17 protein-coding genes and 1 pseudogene are annotated in these 18,660 nt (G+C 41.7%); 14 read left to right on the forward strand and 4 right to left on the reverse strand.

Annotation, left to right across the window (positions count from 1 at the left end):
- Positions 1 to 247 (forward strand): annotated as a pseudogene (locus ACE1AT_RS26370) (photosystem II D2 protein (photosystem q(a) protein)); the annotation flags it as partial.
- Positions 231 to 1,616, forward strand: a complete 1,386-nt coding sequence (gene psbC, locus ACE1AT_RS26375) for a photosystem II reaction center protein CP43 (protein WP_374873797.1) — start codon at positions 231 to 233, stop codon at positions 1,614 to 1,616. The pseudogene ACE1AT_RS26370 and the gene psbC, both read left to right, overlap by 17 nt.
- Positions 1,617 to 1,712: 96 nt before the next feature.
- On the opposite strand, the gene mrdA is transcribed toward psbC, so the two are convergent.
- Positions 1,713 to 3,545: a penicillin-binding protein 2 gene (gene mrdA / locus ACE1AT_RS26380; protein ID WP_374873799.1), complete on the reverse strand. Its 1,833-nt coding sequence runs from the start codon at positions 3,543 to 3,545 to the stop codon at positions 1,713 to 1,715.
- A 337-nt stretch (positions 3,546 to 3,882) separates the two neighbouring features.
- Here mrdA and ACE1AT_RS26385 point away from each other — a divergent pair, with 337 nt between their 5' ends.
- From ACE1AT_RS26385 to ACE1AT_RS26400, 4 genes are all read left to right on the forward strand, one after another.
- Positions 3,883 to 5,016, forward strand: coding sequence for an ABC transporter ATP-binding protein (locus ACE1AT_RS26385; RefSeq protein ID WP_374873970.1), 1,134 nt, complete (start codon positions 3,883 to 3,885; stop codon positions 5,014 to 5,016).
- Between the two features lie 134 nt (positions 5,017 to 5,150).
- Positions 5,151 to 5,525 carry a four helix bundle protein gene (locus ACE1AT_RS26390; protein ID WP_374873801.1) on the forward strand — a complete coding sequence of 125 codons (375 nt, stop codon included), beginning with the start codon at positions 5,151 to 5,153 and terminating at the stop codon, positions 5,523 to 5,525.
- Positions 5,526 to 5,563: 38 nt separating this feature from the next.
- Complete coding sequence (locus ACE1AT_RS26395; RefSeq protein WP_374873803.1) at positions 5,564 to 6,649, forward strand: spermidine/putrescine ABC transporter substrate-binding protein; 1,086 nt, start codon at positions 5,564 to 5,566, stop codon at positions 6,647 to 6,649.
- 55 nt (positions 6,650 to 6,704) lie between these two features.
- A complete protein-coding gene (locus tag ACE1AT_RS26400) occupies positions 6,705 to 7,619 on the forward strand; it encodes an ABC transporter permease (RefSeq protein ID WP_374873805.1) in 915 nt (304 codons plus the stop codon).
- Between the two features lie 85 nt (positions 7,620 to 7,704).
- Here ACE1AT_RS26400 and ACE1AT_RS26405 read toward each other — a convergent pair whose 3' ends face one another.
- Positions 7,705 to 8,142, reverse strand: coding sequence for a hypothetical protein (locus ACE1AT_RS26405; RefSeq protein WP_374873807.1), 438 nt, complete (start codon positions 8,140 to 8,142; stop codon positions 7,705 to 7,707).
- A gap of 360 nt (positions 8,143 to 8,502) precedes the next feature.
- Between ACE1AT_RS26405 and ACE1AT_RS26410 the strand changes: the two genes are divergently transcribed.
- The 5 genes from ACE1AT_RS26410 (at position 8,503) to ACE1AT_RS26430 (ending at position 13,065) form a co-directional block, all read left to right on the forward strand.
- A complete protein-coding gene (locus ACE1AT_RS26410) occupies positions 8,503 to 8,847 on the forward strand; it encodes a hypothetical protein (RefSeq protein WP_374873809.1) in 345 nt (114 codons plus the stop codon).
- A gap of 56 nt (positions 8,848 to 8,903) precedes the next feature.
- Positions 8,904 to 11,054, forward strand: a complete 2,151-nt coding sequence (locus ACE1AT_RS26415) for a pentapeptide repeat-containing protein (RefSeq protein WP_374873811.1) — start codon at positions 8,904 to 8,906, stop codon at positions 11,052 to 11,054.
- Positions 11,055 to 11,136: 82 nt separating this feature from the next.
- Positions 11,137 to 11,634, forward strand: a complete 498-nt coding sequence (locus ACE1AT_RS26420) for a hypothetical protein (RefSeq protein WP_374873813.1) — start codon at positions 11,137 to 11,139, stop codon at positions 11,632 to 11,634.
- A 145-nt stretch (positions 11,635 to 11,779) separates the two neighbouring features.
- Entirely contained in the window at positions 11,780 to 11,998 is a 219-nt protein-coding gene (locus tag ACE1AT_RS26425) for a hypothetical protein (RefSeq protein WP_374873815.1), read from the forward strand.
- A gap of 20 nt (positions 11,999 to 12,018) precedes the next feature.
- Positions 12,019 to 13,065: a S1C family serine protease gene (locus ACE1AT_RS26430; protein WP_374873817.1), complete on the forward strand. Its 1,047-nt coding sequence runs from the start codon at positions 12,019 to 12,021 to the stop codon at positions 13,063 to 13,065.
- A 116-nt stretch (positions 13,066 to 13,181) separates the two neighbouring features.
- Here ACE1AT_RS26430 and ACE1AT_RS26435 read toward each other — a convergent pair whose 3' ends face one another.
- Positions 13,182 to 13,886: a nucleoside phosphorylase gene (locus ACE1AT_RS26435; RefSeq protein ID WP_374873972.1), complete on the reverse strand. Its 705-nt coding sequence runs from the start codon at positions 13,884 to 13,886 to the stop codon at positions 13,182 to 13,184.
- A gap of 175 nt (positions 13,887 to 14,061) precedes the next feature.
- Between ACE1AT_RS26435 and ACE1AT_RS26440 the strand changes: the two genes are divergently transcribed.
- The 3 genes from ACE1AT_RS26440 (at position 14,062) to ACE1AT_RS26450 (ending at position 17,705) form a co-directional block, all read left to right on the forward strand.
- Positions 14,062 to 14,289: a hypothetical protein gene (locus tag ACE1AT_RS26440; RefSeq protein WP_374873819.1), complete on the forward strand. Its 228-nt coding sequence runs from the start codon at positions 14,062 to 14,064 to the stop codon at positions 14,287 to 14,289.
- Between the two features lie 9 nt (positions 14,290 to 14,298).
- Positions 14,299 to 14,769 (forward strand): hypothetical protein, encoded by a 471-nt coding sequence (locus ACE1AT_RS26445; protein ID WP_374873821.1) that lies wholly within the window; start codon positions 14,299 to 14,301, stop codon positions 14,767 to 14,769.
- Positions 14,770 to 14,951: 182 nt separating this feature from the next.
- Positions 14,952 to 17,705, forward strand: a complete 2,754-nt coding sequence (locus ACE1AT_RS26450) for an efflux RND transporter permease subunit (RefSeq protein ID WP_374873974.1) — start codon at positions 14,952 to 14,954, stop codon at positions 17,703 to 17,705.
- Between the two features lie 141 nt (positions 17,706 to 17,846).
- Here ACE1AT_RS26450 and ACE1AT_RS26455 read toward each other — a convergent pair whose 3' ends face one another.
- Complete coding sequence (locus ACE1AT_RS26455) at positions 17,847 to 18,578, reverse strand: nitrate ABC transporter, permease protein (protein ID WP_374873976.1); 732 nt, start codon at positions 18,576 to 18,578, stop codon at positions 17,847 to 17,849.
- Positions 18,579 to 18,660 lie beyond the last annotated feature (82 nt).

Raw genomic sequence — 18,660 nt, forward strand, 5'->3', positions numbered from 1 at the left:
GTTGTTTGTACCAGTCACTGGTCTGTGGATGAGTGCGATTGGAATTGTGGGCTTGGCATTAAACCTGCGGGCTTACGACTTCGTATCTCAAGAATTGCGGGCTGCTGAAGACCCCGAATTTGAAACTTTCTATACCAAAAATATTTTGCTGAACGAGGGTATCCGCGCTTGGATGGCTCCTCAAGATCAGCCACACGAGAAATTTGTATTCCCTGAGGAGGTATTACCTCGTGGTAACGCTCTCTAGACCTGGCGTTTTGGGAGCCGGACGTGACCAAGACACCACCGGATTTGCCTGGTGGGCTGGGAACGCCCGTCTCATTAACCTCTCCGGTAAACTACTGGGCGCACACGTTGCCCACGCCGGTTTGATCGTCTTCTGGGCTGGTGCAATGACCTTATTTGAGGTCGCTCACTTTGTTCCCGAAAAGCCTTTGTACGAACAAGGTTTTATCCTACTACCCCACTTGGCAACTCTGGGATGGGGAGTTGGCGCTGGTGGTGAAGTTATAGACACCTATCCTTATTTTGTGGTCGGTGTACTACACTTAATCTCCTCTGCCGTTCTGGGTTTTGGTGGAATCTATCATGCAATCCGTGGTCCAGAAGTCTTAGAAGACTACTCCTCTTTCTTTGGCTACGACTGGAAAGACAAGAACAAGATGACCAACATCATCGGCTTCCATTTGATCCTTTTGGGATGTGGTGCCTTGTTGCTGGTACTGAAGGCTATGTTCTTTGGTGGTGTCTATGATACCTGGGCGCCCGGTGGTGGTGATGTGCGTGTTATTACTAACCCGACACTTAACCCAGCTGTGATCTTCGGTTATCTGGCTCGTTCTCCCTTCGGTGGCGAGGGCTGGATTGTCGGCGTTGACAACATGGAAGACATCATTGGCGGTCACATCTGGATTGGTTTGATTTGTATCGCTGGTGGTATCTGGCACATCTTCACCAAACCTTTTGGGTGGGCGCGTCGTGCTTTCATCTGGTCTGGTGAGGCTTATCTTTCCTACAGCTTGGGCGCTTTATCCCTCATGGGCTTCATCGCTTCTTGCTACGTTTGGTTCAACAACACCGCTTATCCTAGCGAGTTCTACGGCCCAACCAACGCTGAAGCATCTCAAGCTCAATCTTTCATCTTTTTGGTTCGTGACCAAAAACTCGGTGCTAACGTTGCATCCGCTCAAGGCCCTACCGGCTTAGGTAAATACTTGATGCGCTCTCCTTCTGGTGAAATCATCTTTGGTGGTGAAACCATGCGCTTCTGGGATTTCCGTGGTCCTTGGTTAGAGCCTCTGCGTGGTCCTAACGGTCTAGATCTCGACAAGATCAAGAACGACGTACAGCCTTGGCAAATTCGTCGTGCGTCTGAGTACATGACCCATGCTCCCAACGGTTCTATCAACTCCGTGGGTGGGGTTATTACCGAACCTAACTCCTTCAACTACGTCAACCCCCGCGCTTGGTTGTCTACTTCTCACTTCGTATTGGCTTTCTTCTTCCTAGTTGGTCACTTGTGGCACGCTGGTCGCGCTCGTGCTGCTGCTGGTGGTTTCGAGAAAGGTATTGACCGCGAAACTGAACCAGTATTGTTTATGAACGACCTCGACTAGGTTATAGTCTTTCATCACTGACAATCAATACTTAAAAAGCTCCTGTGTAAAAACAGGAGCTTTTTCATGATCTACGCTTTATAATCCCTACTTAACTCAATCTCCCGAACTTTGAGTTTGAGGAATTGATTCTGATTTAACATACTTGCCTGGGTACTTTTTCTGGAAGTATGCTTCCAGCACTTGCAAGACCATTGGGCCACAAATAGTACCACCATGGTCGCCTGAGTTTTCACCAAAGGCTACCACTACAATTTCTGGTTTGTTGTAAGGCGCATAAGCACCAAACCAAGTATGGTTGGGACGACCGACACCTGCTTCTGCTGTACCACTTTTTCCAGATGCAGGGGCTATTGATGGTACATTCAAAAGCTTACCTGTACCTTCGGTAACTACCTTCCGTAACCCATCACGCAGCACAGCAATAGTGGAAGGTTTCATGTTTAAGGATGAACGCCAGCTTTTTGCCTCTTCATGGTCTTTTAGTAAATGCGGCTTAACGCGGAAACCACCATTGGCAGCTACAGAGAACATAATAGCCGATTGTAAGGGTGTGACTTGCAAAGCACCTTGACCAATTGACATATTTATGGTGTCGCCTACAGTCCAAGGAGTTTTCCAAACTTTTTGTTTCCAGGTTTCATCAGGAACTAAACCTCTAGATTCTTCTGAGGTGAACTCAAAGCCAGTTTTTTGACCCAATCCGTATTTGCGAGTCCATTCTATAAGCGTGGGACCACCGACTTTTCTGCCGACTTGATAGAAAAAGGTATCACTACTCATAGCCATTGCCCCTGGAAATCCCAACGCTCCAAAGCCAGCGTGGTTCCACTCGCCAAAAGTTACACCACCGACAGTCAGAGAACCGTAGGTTGGTAAAATTGTATCAGGAGAGAATTTCTCTGATTCCAGTCCCGCCGTTGTAGTGATAATTTTGAAGGTACTGGCAGGTGGAAAGGCGCTGAGGGCGCGGTTAACTAGAGGATGGGCTTGACCTTGTAGGCTTTCCCAATCCTTTTGGCTGAGTTTTTGCTTAGAGAATATATTCGGGTCGAAACCGGGGTGAGACACCATAGCTAAAATGGCGCCATTGTTGGGGTCGAGTGCGACAATTGCTCCTTGGCGATCGCCTAAAGCTTTATCAGCTGCTAATTGCACATTTAAATCAATAGTCAAGTGCAAATCATTACCAGGTTTGGCTTGTTTTTCTCCTAAAACCTTCTGCGGATGTCCAGCTCTGTCTACTTCTACTTGCTGACCACCCCATTCACCCCGCAGCGTTTTTTCGTAAGCTTTTTCTATCCCCATCTGACCGATGACATCTCCGAGTCTGTAACCGTCCTTCTTCTTTTTCTTCAATTGTTCAGAGGTTAATTCGCGAGTATATCCTAGTACATGAGCTAGCTCTTTCCCGTGTGGATAATAGCGTACTGCTTCCGTATGAATTTGTACTTCTGACAGTTCGTTTTCATACTCTTTTAGAGCTGTAATTTCCGCATCATTGAGATCGCGGCTAATTCGTACGAGAGTAGAAGAACCGGGACCCGCTTCTTCTAGTTTTTCTTCAATATCTTCTAGAGGAATTTTGAGAATTTGCGATAGACGTGGACCAACAACAGACCAAGAAGGTTTAGTATGAGCCATTGGCCATAAATAGACAGAATGAGGATAGCGAGTTGTAGCTAGTAACTTACCATTGCGGTCAAAAATATTACCTCTTTCTGGCTGTTTGTCAATCATGCGAATTCGGTTAGCTTCAGCTTTGGCGCGAAATTTTGCTCCTTCCTTAATTTGGAGATACGCCAAACGAGCCTCAATTCCAGCCGCAGTTAACAGAGTAAATATGATTAAAAATATAGACTGATAGCCGCGTCCAACAGTGCGCGTATCTTTTTTAATACCAATGCCAGATGATTGTAATAAAGACATAAAACAAAAATCAATTCCAAGATTATGATTATTTGTATATAATAATACTTTTATATGCTCAGGGATTTAGTGACAAATAACCTAAAAAGTATATCTCTATATAAACTTTTTTTGCCAGGTACAATAAACCCAAATGTAATATTTAGTTCCGACCGTCAACTAGTTTATTCTTTGGGGACACGGGGAGCCACTGCGCCCTTGCGGGTCCCCCACGTTGTAGCACGTGGGGTGGACAAGGAGGACAACTTATCAGTGATCAGTGATCAAATTAAACTGGTAACTGTTAACTGTTAACTGATTCATGCCCAATGCCCAATGCTTGTAAAATTTCCAAATAATAACAATGGCCCATAGTGTGACGCAAAACCAAGAGGAAATAATGGCTTTTGAGTCCCTTGATGTTGAACTACGTAATGTTTTTAAATTTTTTAACCAAGAGCCAGCAGTGCATGGAATAGACTTGGATGTTAGACAAGGGGAATTCTTTAGTATTCTCGGTCCATCTGGTTGTGGTAAGACAACCATGCTACGTTTAATAGCAGGATTTGAAAGAGCTGATGCTGGTAAAGTATTGATCCAGGGTCAGTCTATGACTAATGTTCCTCCCTATCGCCGACCAGTTAATACTGTATTTCAAAGTTACGCTTTGTTTAACCACTTGAATGTCTGGGATAACATCGCCTTTGGATTGCGGTTAAAAAAATTACGTAAAGCTGAAATCGAAACAAGAGTTAAAGAAGCCTTAATACTAGTAAAAATGGAAGGCTTGCGATCGCGCTTTCCTAGTCAACTTTCTGGTGGTCAACAACAACGTGTAGCATTAGCACGAGCATTAGTCAACCGTCCAGCTGTGTTGTTATTGGATGAACCATTAGGGGCGTTAGATTTAAAACTGCGTAAACAAATGCAGGTGGAACTGTCGAATTTACACAAAGAATTGGGCTTGACTTTTATTATGGTTACGCATGATCAAGAAGAAGCCCTATCTTTGAGCGATCGCATTGCCGTAATGAATCATGGCAAAATAGAGCAGATTGGTACACCCAACGAAATTTACGAAAATCCCCGAACAGCATTTGTTGCAGATTTTATTGGTGATACAAATTTATTTCCAGGCGAAATTACAGAAGTCAATACATCCACTGTAGAAGTGGTAACAAAAACAGGATTAAAAATAACAGTCTCTCGTTTTGTTGATACACCTGCTGAATTATTACAAACAGTAGTAGTAAGCGTGCGTCCAGAAAAAATTCAGCTTTCACTTTATCAACCAAGCGTCCAAGCTAACTGCTTTGAAGGGCGATTAGTGAACGTTATGTATTTAGGAACTCACGTTAATTATGTTGTTGAATTAAAAAAAGGCGTATGTATCACCGTCGTGCAACCTAATACTTTTGGTAGCTTACCAAATCCTGATATCCCCATCTATGCTTGGTGGACAGAAAATGATTGTTTAGTAATTGGTCAATAGTCAATAGTCAATTGTCATTTGTCATTGGTGATTGGTGATTGGTGATTGGTGATTGGTTATTCTTTATGAGGTGATGACAAATAAGAAAATATCAATGAAAATGAGGATTAATCAAAGATTTTTGTAATACGAAAATGGTAACAAAGCGTTTTCAAGATTTACAGGTTTATCAATTATCAGAAAATTTATCTGATGAAATTTGGAAAATCATTAATAATTGGAAACTGTTACCACAAGATACTATAGGTAAACAGATTATACGGTCAACAGATAGTATTGGTGCGAATATAGCAGAAGGTGTAGGTAGAGGAAGTTATCAAGATAATCGACGATTTATTAGAATGGCGAGAGGTTCTTTATACGATACTCAACATTGGTTAAGACGAGCCTATAGTCGAAAACTTTTAACGACTGAACAAGTAGAGACGCTCAAACCCATCATCGAAGAATTAGCACCCAAATTAAACTCATATCTCAATTCTATTGGCAATAGACCAGAAAATAAATGACCAATGACCAATGACCAATGACCAATGACCAATGACCAATGACTACAAGACGACTATTTTTAAAACACTTAGCATTACTTTCTAGCTTATCTTTAAATAGTTGTGGTTGGAGACTAGCTGAAGTGCGGGCTAATTCTAATAGTAAAGGTTCACGGGATCAATTAGATATTTATACTTGGACACAATATGTAGAACAAGAATTATTTAAAACTTTTAATGCTGAAACTGGTATCAAAGTATTTACAGATGTGTATGATTCTAACGAAGTCATGCTCAATAAATTACAAGCTGGTGGTGGCGGAACTTATAGTCTGATTTACCCTTCTGATTATATGGTGCAAAAAATGGCGAATAAGGGTTTATTAATAGAACTAAATCATCAACGGTTAATTGGGTTAGATAATTTATTTCCTCGCTTTAAAAATCCTAGTTATGATTCCAATAACCGCTACAGTATTCCCTTCAACTGGGGAACAACAGGTTTAATTTATAATTCTGAAATTATCAAAAATCCACCTGAAGATTGGGAATATCTTTGGCAAAACAAACAGCAACTCAACAAAAAAATCACTTTGTTGAACGATGTCCGAGAAGTGATGGGGGCTGTGTTGAAGATGCTGGGGTATTCCTACAATTCTAAAAATGAAAGTGAAATTAAACAAGCTTATGAAAAATTGCAAGTTCTCAAACCTGCGATCGCAGCCTTTGATACAGATGCTTGGCGCAATCAAATTTTGGCGGGAGATTTATTATTATCAATGTGTTATTCATCAGACGCGGTGAAAATTACTCAAGAAAATCCTAAATTTAAATATATTATTCCTAAAAGTGGTTCTTCACTCTGGACAGATACAATTGCAATTCCAACCACAGCTCCCAATATTGATGCAGCTTATGCTTGGATTAATTTTATTTTTCAACCCGAAATAGCAGCACAAATTAGCCAACGTCTTTGGGTGACAACATCGAGTCATGCTGCTTTCGAGTTATTACCAAAAAGAATAAAAAATGATCCTAATATATTTCCCCCAGAGTCGATACTAGAAAAGTGTGAACGCATCACCCCTTTGGGAAATATTGAAGAAGTATATGATCGCTATTGGACTGCATTAACTAGTGCATAAAAACAGAAGACTGAAGAATTAAAATTAATACTCTCATCCTTCATCCTTCACAACCGTGTCTACTCAAATTCCTTCTTCTCAAATTGATTCCACAGGTGAATTTAACCCAGTTCCTAAATGGCGTCCAAATTTAAACTGGTTACAACCTTTCGCATTACTTGCACCCTCTGGAATCTGGTTGTTGCTTTTACTAGTATTGCCAACGCTGTTGATTTTAGAATTAAGTTTAGTACCTGGAATTCGACCAGGTGATTTAGTCATTCCTAGTGGTTTTGATAACTATATTCGACTGTTCGATCCTTTGTATCTGCGAGTGATTAGGCGATCGCTATCTTTTGCAGTTGGAACTACAGTTATATGTTTAATCTTGGGTTTTCCTGTCGCTTATTGGATCGCGCAGATCGTACCGAAGCGCTGGCGAAATTTACTTTTAATTTGTTTTGTTTTACCGTTGTGGACTTCCTCGTTACTTCGTACCTACGCTTGGATTGCGATTTTACGTCCCACAGGTTTACTGAACACAGTTTTAAATAGTTTAGGCTTACCGACTTTAGATTTGCTTAATCGTAGTCCTGCTGTCTTAATTGGTATGAGTTATAGTTTGTTACCCTACATGGTATTGATTTTATATGCATCTCTAGAAAAATTAGACAAACGTTTTTTAGAAGCAGCAGCTGACTTGGGTGCAAATCCTGTACAAACTTTTTGGAAAGTTACCGCACCTCAAACTCTCACTGGTATAGCAGCAGCTTCTTTCTTAGTATTCATAACTGCTTTAGGAGATTTTATCAACCCAGAATTACTAGGTGGTGCTTCAAGTAGTACAGCAGCACGCCTAGTTTATAACCAGTTCCTTGGCGCTACCCAAAATTGGGGATTTGGTTCAGCGTTGAGTATGATATTAATTTTGGTTGTAAGTATGGCGATCGCACTGCTAATTAAATTGGGTGATATGACGCCCAAGAGGTGAGGGGAGACAAGGGGGACAAGGGAGATAGGGAGAATAACTAATGACTATTGACTAATGACCATTCACCAATGACCAATGACTATTACTAATTTTTCTGTTGGGAAATTGAAAGGGTATATGTATGTTCTCCATCGACTAGTTCCCCAACGTACAAAAGATATTTACCAGCTTGCCAAAAACCGGAAATTTCTGGTTTGTCTCCAGAATAATTATCTGGTAAAACACAAAAACGTCCACCAGGCCCTTCGACTAACAAAGTTGGTTTACCATCGCTTGTGACTGCAAGCTTTAAGTAAGGTATTGGCTTTGTAACTTCAATAACTTGATTGGGTGTAGCAGCGATGTTACCGCAATCACTAGGTTTTGAACCGCCAGATTTACCATTTAGAACCATTGGATCTGGTTGGAAATCAGGATTGATAGTCACCATATCTGCTATCACAGATTTAGCATTACTGAGTAGCAAACTTGCTGTTAATGCTAGAACCAATGAAAAAATATTAAATAATTTATACGTCTTCATAATTTATGATGTGATTTGCTCTCTCTTAATCAAGAGCGATATTCATACATAATATTCTGAATTTATAGACGACCGCAAATTCACTTTTGTTCCACAAAAGAATTGGTATAAATTTTAATTAATTACTTAAATATAAGTACCTGAAAAAGACATCCTATGACGTTACAGCCAAAATAATGAAATGAGCAACAATTAAGTACAAAGGTTAAATAATATAATCTTTTTAACTTCTGGCTACTGCCACTGGCGATCGCGTTCTGAGCAAGCCAATAACATTCGCTAAAATCACTAAGACAACAGTTAACGATCAGATATATTTGGGGTTTAGTTGAATAAGTTTACTAGCTGAGGTAAAACAATATGAATCCTCAACCTGAAGAAGACTTACAACAACGTCTCCGCAAACTGGAGGCAGAAATTGATTCGTCTTCTAAGAAAAAAACCAAGTCACAACAAGTTGAGCAGTCGTCTGTGCCTAATTTTTCCAGTGTAAATTCGCAATTACGACAATTGTCGAATTGGTTTAATACCCTATCTGGAACGGGAAAAATAGTCGTTGGGAGTGTCGGTGTTTTATTAGGCTTGGCGGTGGTGCAAGCAGTGTTTAAATTTGTTGCTTCTGCAATTAGTTTGGCACTCTTGGCAGGACTAGTTTATTTCGGATACAAATTTATTGTGTCTAGTAGTTCGCAACGCAAAAAATAGTATATTTTGACACGCCTAGAGCGGCATATATATAAAAGTTCAAGGGAAATATTGCAATGGCAACCCCAATTGTGAGGAGAAGTAATGATCAATCTAGTTCTAGTCAGTCAAATGAACCAGGTAAACCCAAATTACTACCTCTGGCTACTAGACGTGTAGCCGCCTGGGCAACGGAAATGACGCTAGTAGTGATCAGTGGGTTAGTTCCTTTCAGCCTTGGTGCATATCTGAACACTAGAACTGATCTTAACCGAGTGCCACTGAATCCTGTATTGATTGTAACAGAAAGAGAAATCGCTCGTCCCCTAGCTCTGCCTCTAAGCTACGGCACTCGTAATGTTGCATGGCCGACAAATTTTTTGTGGACAGTAGCAATACTAGCGCCCCTAACACTTTCTGCTTGGCAATTGCTTCTACTAGCAAAAACAGGTAGCACCCTTCCCAAACGCTGGTTTGGTGTGCGGATTGTCAATTCTCAGGGTAAGCCTCCTGGTGTGGGGGCTGTTTTACTTCGAGAAGTTATTGGGCGGTGGACTCTGAGTTTATCTGTCGCTTATATGATCTGGCGCAACAGCCCAATTTTCCCTAACTTAGGTGTTTTCACTGTTGTGTCTGCTTTAATGATGCTTTTAGAAGCCAGAGGCTTACCATTGCGAAAAAGACGCGCACTCCATGACGTGATTGCAGGTACTTACGCCATAGACGCGAATCAACCGCTCACGGCGCAGTTAGAGGAACAAAAGCAAACTCAGTGGACAGAAACAGGAGATGAAGACGCTGCGATCGCCTCAGTTGTGATCACAGACAGGACGCAACCGCCTGCTAATCCTTGGGAATGGTTGCAACGTAATCCTAGTATGACCCTACTGGCGATCGCACTGTTGAGTATGGCTGGTGTATTGACAACTTTAGTCGGTACTCAAGTATACATACAAACGCAGCAAAATCAACGACTGTCCGAGCAGCGTAATAGCCAACAGTTCCTTGCCCTGATTAAGCAATTGAGTCCTAACTCTGGCGTCAGCAATGCAGATCGCCGTAATGCTATTTTGGCAATGGGTACTCTCAATGACCCCCAAGCCAACAAATACCTTGTAGAACTGTTGGCTAAAGAAACTGACCCTAGCCAAATCGAGACTATAGAGCGGGCTTTGACAAATATCGGCCTCCCAGCCATCCCTGATTTAAAACGCATGAATCAGTCTTTGGCTGAAGATTTAGAATCAACCAGCAATCCATCTCCCGAACGGGAATTGCGACAGAAGCACTTGCAGAATAATCAGCAGGTAATTAACAAAATTATTGCAGTTAATAGTGCTAAAGTTAACGACCTCGACCTCAGTCGTATTCAATTGTTTCAATACGGTGCCGCAGATCGTCCTATATTTAACTTGGCACTAGATAAAGCTGATCTATCAGGAGTCAATTTCAAAGGAGCAAATCTTTCCTTTGCTAGTCTCAAAGGCAGTAGCTTCCGGGGAGTAGGTGACGATGGACGCTGGGATACCTTCGATGATTGGATTGCAAATTTAAATGGCGCTCAACTTAAACAAGCCAATCTCAGCGAAGCTAATCTCAGCCGTGTCTTGATGGTAGGTACAGATTTTAGCCGCGCTAACTTCAAGGGAGCGAAATTATCTAATGCACGTCTGGTTAATGCCAACTTGAGCAGCGCTCAGTTAATGGGAGCCGATGTCAGTGGTGCAGTTTTAGAAAATGCCAGCCTTACCGGGGCAGATTTGAGCGAAGCTATATTTAACGATGCTGATTTATATGCTGCTCGCTTGGGTCGTGTCATTGCTATTGGTACACAATTACCCTTTGCCAACTTGAGCAAAACTGATTGGCAAGCAGCAGACTTATCAGGCGCAAATTTGCAACGTGCAGACCTCAGCAATGCCAATCTCAGTGCAACTCGCTTAACCAATGCTAATTTGCGTTCTGCTAATTTGACGGGTGTCAACTTCCGGAATGCCGATTTAAGTCTTGCTGATTTACGAGGAGCAAATCTCACAGAAGCTGATCTTCAAGGCGCTATTTTCTTACCTGCAAAACAAGATCCAGCCGATCAATTTGTCCAAACTCCATCCACAGGTTCACAATCTGCCGTAGTTAAAGGAGTGGATTTTAGCCAAGTAAGAAATTTAGATCCCAAGCAATTAGCTTACATTTGTACTCAAGGTGGTATTCATCCCCGGTGTCCGTAGGATTGGGCATGGGGCATGGGGTATGGGGCATGGTTAATAACCACCAACTACCAACAAAAATCAGTGTGAGGAGAGTCGGCAAATGAAGCGTCTTAAGTATTTAATATCTGTGTTTGTGGCTGTGGCTAGTTCAATTGTAAGTTTGAGCCAATTTAGCCAACCAGCACATGCTCAAGCAGCCTATGGTAGTTACGTGGGTGTTGGGCCTGCGGTTGGTTTTGCAGATGGTACTCAAATTGGTGGGGTTGTAGCCTTCCGTTACAAACTTTTGGAAACACCAGTTTCCTTTCGCGGTCAAGCTTTTTTGGCTAATAACATAGCGATCGTACCAACAGTTTCCTATGATTTTCCCCTAAATTGGCAAACTGATGTTTATTTAGGGGCTGGGCTAATTTTTGCTGGTGGTGATACGCCTTCACCGGTTGGTAATAAAATTAGCTTTGCCTTGCAGCCGGGTATTGATTATGTTGTACCTAATAGCAATACTGTCCTTTTTGGTAATGCCATTATTGGCTTTGATGCTTTGCGGGGTGGTGGTACAACTTTCTCTTTGCAAGGTGGTGTCGGTTTGAGATTTTAATTTGCCTGAAAAACAGATTTTCTTAGTGTCTACCCTGCGGGAAGCCGCTACCGCGTCTATGTGACTTGGTGGTGAATAAATGATTTTTGAAACACCCTTCGGGTTCGCCACCTTGCCATCGTGACGGGAACCGCCAAGACGGCAAGTGGACTCACCAAGACACGAAGACACTAAGGTTTATTGCGATCGCAAAACCAATTCACAAAATGATCCCTTTGTCAAAACCACAAAATTTTTGTCAGAATCAGGAAATAAGGACATAGTTGATGGTTGGTTGTTGGTGGTTAGTGGTTGGTTTTCTGTTTTCTCTCTTGTCCTCTTAACTCTCCACACTCCCACCTCCTCACTTGATCTCTGCCTGTAAAATGATAGGATTGACAAATTATGTTCAGAAATTTGGGATGGGTATCAAACGATAATTTTGCCCCTGATGATTCGCGATCGCCACAAAACAACCCAAAAACTGATGAACAACTTCTTGATGCTTATTCGCAAGCTGTTATCAATGTAGTGGAAAAAGTTAGTCCTACGGTTGTTAATATTGATGTGCAAAAATGGATGACAGGACGTGGGCGCAATTATCAACCTTTAACTCAAGAAGTACGTGGCAATGGTTCTGGATTAATCTTCACTCAGGATGGTTATATTCTTACCAATAGTCATGTTATACACGGTGCATCAAAAATTCAGGTTACACTCTCTGATGGTCGCAGTTACGACGCCGAAATGATTGGTGATGATCCTGATACAGATTTGGCAGTCATTAGAATTCATGCACCAAATTTAATCGCTGCACGTTTTGGTGATTCCCAAGCTTTACGAGTTGGTCAGTTAGCGATCGCGATCGGTCATCCCTACGGTTTTCAAACAACAGTGACGACTGGAGTGATCAGCGCACTAGGACGTTCTTTTCAATCCCGTTCTGGTAAGGTGATTGAAAATATTATCCAAACTGATGCTGCTTTAAATCCGGGTAATTCTGGTGGCCCTTTAGTTACTTCCCACGGTGAAGTTATTGGTGTAAATACTGCTATTGTTATGGCGGCGCAAGGAATTTGTTTTGCAGTACCGATTAACACAGCCAAAATGGTCATCCCGACTTTAATGAGGTATGGTCAAGTCCAGCGTGGTTACATTGGTATCGGTGGACAAAATGTCCAAATTTCCCGCCGCATCATGCTATTTAACGAATTAGCTGTAGACACTGGTATTTTCGTGATGCACGTTGAACCAAACAGTCCGGCGAAAAAAGCTGGTTTGCTGCAAGGAGATGTCATAGTTGGTCTGAATAATTCCCCACTGCGCGGAATCGAAGACTTGCAGAAGTTTTTAACACCAGAACGTGTCGGAGTGCGATCGCAACTGACTATTTTGCGTAACAATCGCAAGCTATTAGTAGATATTGTCCCAGAAGAGTCAAATAAAGGTTGAAGGATGACATCTTTATTCCCATACTGCCAGGGATAGAATTTTTCGACATTGTTTTGGCATGTAGAGACGCAAAATTTTGCGTCTCTACACAACGATTTTTGTGATTATCCGAGCATTTAGTTAAACAAACAAGTTGTCACTTTCTCTAATACTTGTAGTCCCTGGAAAGCACCTCGAACCAATCTAGTTGCAGCAATGGGTTGCTTCAGCATAGCTATAGCCAAAGACAAAGGCTGAAGTGAACCTTCAGAATTCAGCGTTGAGTTGAGGTTAGGTAAATTGCGATCGCATCCGTCACTTACTACTCGCACCATTCCCACCCCTAGCCTAGTTGATTTGAAAAATTCCAACACAGCATATCCTTCCATGTCCACAACATCGGCTGCTAACATTTGACCGAGATGGCATTTTTCACTACTCAACCAAATTATGCGATCGCTCGTTAATGCTTTGACAACAGCAGCTTTCTCTTGCAAATCATGTTGTAAAGATGCTGTCAAAGTTGAATCACACGCATACACCAAAATCTCACCAGTATTTTGCTGATAAATACAATCTGCGTAGAGTACAATATCCCCTACTTGATAGCGGGGTTGGAGACTGCCACACAAACCCATCACTAAGACTTTGGATTGTGGATCATTCAGAATCTCTTTTAGTTCTTGACTTTTTTGTAAATATGTGTAACTAGGTTTTATCCCTACAGGTATAGGAATCACCAGCGGTTTATAGCCATTGACACGGCTTAAGCCTCTACACACAGCTTGGTACTCTGCGCCTTGACAAACTAAGATTGCTTGGATGGATGTTTGATTGAACATTGATACTTTTGACTTCATCCTCAAACTCCCACGGTGATTGAAATTAGTAACAGGCATTATGGAAATCACACGGATTACATTTTGGTGTAAAAGGTGTAATTTAAGGGTAGATTAGGGGTATTTTTTACCCTAAAACTATCCTTGATCAGACACAAAAGTAAAGACAGGAGGCAAAATGCCCGGTTTAAAACGCTCAGTAAAAGTCAGTCTCAACGAAAAAGCATCAGAAGACTTGAGAGAAATTGCAACAGAGTTAGGAATATCAGAATCAGAAGTTTTGCGAAAAGGTTTAGCTGTGATGGGATTGTACGCAAAACTCAAAGAAAAGGAAAAAAAGAGTGGTGAATCCACAGCTCTTTTACTTAAGGAAGGAGACACAACTAGGGAATTAATTCTTGCCTAGTGAATCTCCATGTCAGATAAAGAAGAAAATCATCTCGAAATTGAGGTAGAGCCATCACAGACTATTAGTGATGGCTTTGCTAGTCAAAAACAAGAGAAGAAAGAAGAAATAACCATTGAACAAGCATCCGAAGAACTCCATAGCATTGCACCTTCTCCTGGAAGCGTCCAATCTTTAGCAGAAGCACGCAAAACATACAGAACTCGTGTTTCAGGACAATTAGCAAAATTTTTGTGGTATCTGTTGGGAGGGGTAGTAACTTGCCACATGGTATCGACTATCGTTTTTTCTTGGCAGTTAACCAAAAAACCTTCAGCTGATGATAAAGAACAATATAGCGAAAGAATTAAAGGTGCAATATCAAGTGTTAACGAAGCAGCTAAAACCCTTTACACATTTTTGGGACCACTAGCCACTGCTGTAACAGGGTACTATTTTACTACTGTCGGAAGTTCTTCTAACGATTCTGAAAACGACTGAAATTATAATATCCTCATCAAAACAGCCCTTCCTGAAAATCTAGGAGGGGCGTAGTTTTTTTACTCCTACACCGTAGCGAAGTTATCCTGCGTAAGTTGCTTCGTTCGTGCGGTGCTAGGCTAAATATGTGTCATCAACACTAAAATCAAAAACAAGCAATAGTCTCAATAATCTCAGTCATGATGGTAAAGCCTAATCGCTCTAATTCTCTCCGTGAGCGCTTCAATATCTCCAAATTAGCGATTCAACATCCCCGACTGACGGTGAGTTTTTGGTTAGCTGTGATGATTGCGGGAATACTCGCTTTTAGTTCCCTCAAGTATGCTTTGTTTCCAGATATTACTTTTCCCGTAGTCGTGGTAAATGCTACAACTCCACTTTCGACTGCTTTGGATACAGAAGCAAAGCTCACCCAACCCATAGAACAGCGCCTCAATTCTTTAGAAGGACTTGATGAAATTCGTTCCTCTACATATCCTGGTCAAACAGTTGTCAGTTTGTCTTTTGCTGTTGGTACTGATCTGGAAAAGTCTAGCGAAAGAGTAGAAACAGAACTTAAACAAGTATCTCTACCACAGGGTTCATCTTTTAAGATTATTCCGATTAGATTGAATGAGTCTGCTGCTGTTAGTTACGCCATTGAAAGTCCATCGCGAAGTTTAACAGAACTGACTGAGTTAACTAACGAGCAAATTATCCCGGCGATCGCCAAACAACCAGGAGTATTAAAAGTAGAGCTTTTGGGCGCTTCTACGACATCTTCCCCAGCAACAGCTGATCCAAACATCACTGCTATTACCCAACAAGGAGCAACATTAGTTAGATTCAACGGAAAAGATGCTCTGGCGATACAGGTGATCAAACGTGGTGATGCTAATACTTTGGAAGTAGTTTCTCTGGTGGAAAACCAGATACAAAAGCTACGCTCCAAGTTTAGCGATGTTAAACTTACCCTGGCTGCTACCCAAGCAGAGTATATCCGCAAAGCCACCGACGCCACCATTGATGCTTTAATTGAAGCTATAGTCTTGGCAGTAATCGTAATTTTTCCGTTTTTGTGGAATTGGCGAGCGACTCTAATTTCTGCATTGGCGATTCCCATATCTTTGTTAGCAACTTTTATTGTCATGGCCATATTTGGCTTCAACCTAGAGACGATTACACTATTGGCTCTAGCTTTGGTGATTGGGAGTATTGTTGATGATGCGATCGTTGATGTCGAAAACATTATGCGGCACATTGAGGACGGCGAACATCCCCGACAAGCTGCTTTTTTAGCTACGAATGAGATTGGCTTGACAGTGACAGCAGCAACTTTTACAGCAGTTGCAGTGTTTCTACCTATAGGTTTAATGGGTGGAGTAATTGGTCAGTTTTTCAAGCCCTTTGGGATCACTGTTTCCGCAGCCATGCTAGCTTCTTTGTTAATTGCTCGGACTTTATCACCTGTTTTAGCTATTTACTGGCTCAAACCCAAGCCTTCAGATTCTAGACGTCGCGAAGTCAGAAAAGGGTCGAGTTTTGCCCAAGCTTACCGAAATTTGCTGAATTGGTCACTCAATCATCGTGCCATAGTCATAGGTTTAGCCGTTTTGAGTTTTGTTGCAGGTATAGCCTTGATTCCCCTAGTTCCCAAAGGATTTATTCCTAAACTAGATCGGGGTGAATTTAATATAGTTTATACCACAGCCTTACCGAATTTTTCAGAACTGGGACAAGAAGCACAAGACACTGGGACACTGGGAAGTCCAGACGGGGGGGATTTTGTTTCTGAATTTTCTACCTCACCCCGTCTGAGTGTCTCCGAGTCAGTCTCATCTCTTCTCCCCTCTGAATCTCCGATCACAACTATTTTGAATAACTCTCTTGAGGTAGGCAAGAAACTAGAAGAGGTTGTGAGAAAATCACCAGAAGTAGAAAAAGTATTTACTGTTGCGGGTACGCGCGAGGGAGAACCGAATAAAGGTAGGCTGTACGTCAAACTCAAAAATAACCACACGGTCAAAACTTCAGAATTACAAGATCAATTTCGTTCCGATTTGCCCAAACTAGAGGGTGTGAATATTAGCGTTGAAGATATCCAATTTGTGGATTCTGGTACTCAAAAACCTTTAGAAGTAGCATTAAAAGGTAACGACCTCAACAGCTTAAGTAAAACTGCTGAAACCATCCAAGAACGGATGCAAAAATTACCAGGATTTGCGGATGTTACAGTTACAGGTACAACAAATACACCGGAAAAAGTTTCCCACATCGAACGTTTGAATAGTCAACGGGTTGCTTATATTAGCGCTAATCTTGGCAAGGATTTACCTCTAGGTGATGCTACTGATCAGTTGGTAGCTGAAGCTCAGGCTGTGATTCCTGCTGGTGTGACTTTGGATTTAGGAGGCGACTCTGAGCGCAGTGGCGAAGTTTTCGGCAGTTTCGGCACTACTTTGGCGTTGTCAGCATTGTGTATTATCGTTGTACTGATTGCTCTATTCCGGAGTTGGGTTGATCCGGTAGTCATTGGTATTTCTCTGCCTTTAGCCTTAGTAGGGGCGATGCTGGCGCTAGTAGTAACTAAAAGTGACTTTGGGATGATCTCGCTGATTGGCTTTGTCTTTTTGCTTGGTCTAGCTAACAAAAATGCCATCCTGATTGTAGACTACATTAACCAGTTACGAGACTCCGGCTTAAACCGTACAGAGGCGATTCTCCAAGCTGGACCAGTGCGCCTGCGCCCAATTATGATGACCACTGCATCGACAATTTTAGGTATGCTACCCATCGCTTTGGGTTTGGGAGCAGGTTCAGAGTTGCGATCGCCTATGGCTGTTGCGATCGCTGGTGGGTTGGTGAGTTCTACCATTCTGAGTTTAATTGTTGTACCAGTGGTATATGCCTTGCTCGATGATTGGTTTCCCCGCTTTCGTAAGAGGGAGATGGGGTAAAGAGGAGGCGGGGACGCGATCGCTCTTCTGTGTCAGAGAAGTTCCCTTTGACATTGGAGTAGGAATTGTTTGGCGAAATTATCTATCATTTGATACTTTTGGGACATCAAATTGTCACAAACATGGGTCAAGTTTCGACTTCTATTTAATTTTTGACCAAATGTATACTATTAATTGTTCCAAGGCGAAACCAACACCACCTATGCAAGCTAATGATAAAATAACTTCGCTAACACTATTATTTTGATAAGCGTCCCAGATAAAAAAGCCAATACCGACAATACCGCTCATAACTATTTCAGCCGCAATAATAGCTTGCCAAGAATAACGAATACTAAGCCTACAACCTGTAAATATGTAAGGAATAAGTACTCGAAATTCCTTGTTATTTTGATAGGTATTGACTACACCAAAAGCTGTATTTAAGATTATTGGCAATATGGCTGCGATAAAAATGACTAAACTTGCAGCAGGTTCGTTTTGTCTAACCGCGGCTAATGCGATAGGAACCCAAGCCAAAGGTGGCACAGCATCCAGTAATAATAGAAGTGGTATTACTGCACGATAGAAAATATTATTAATACCTATCAAATAGCCCAATAGTATACCAAAAATTGCAGCTAAAGAAAAACTAATCAATACTCTTTGTAAGCTAGCAAAGATTTGCCAAAACAAACCTTTATCGATGCCACCTCTATCATATAAAGGGTAAAAAATTAGTTCACGAGTATCTGCAATGGTTTGAATTGGCCCAGGTAAAGTAGCACCTGGTAGCCAAGAAAAAAACTGCCAAATAATTAAAAAGATTGCGGAGGCAGAGACAAAAAGAGGTATATCTCGAAGTTGAATTTGGTGGGAGAACGTTACTGGCAAAGAGCTTGTTGCTGGGACGTGAGAATTAACTGAAATTGGGCTATTTTGTGTCGGAGCAGAAGGCAGATAAACTTGTTTTTGT

Origin of the sequence: Pelatocladus sp. BLCC-F211 (assembly GCF_041928655.1) — a bacterium.
Taxonomy (GTDB): domain Bacteria; phylum Cyanobacteriota; class Cyanobacteriia; order Cyanobacteriales; family Nostocaceae; genus Pelatocladus.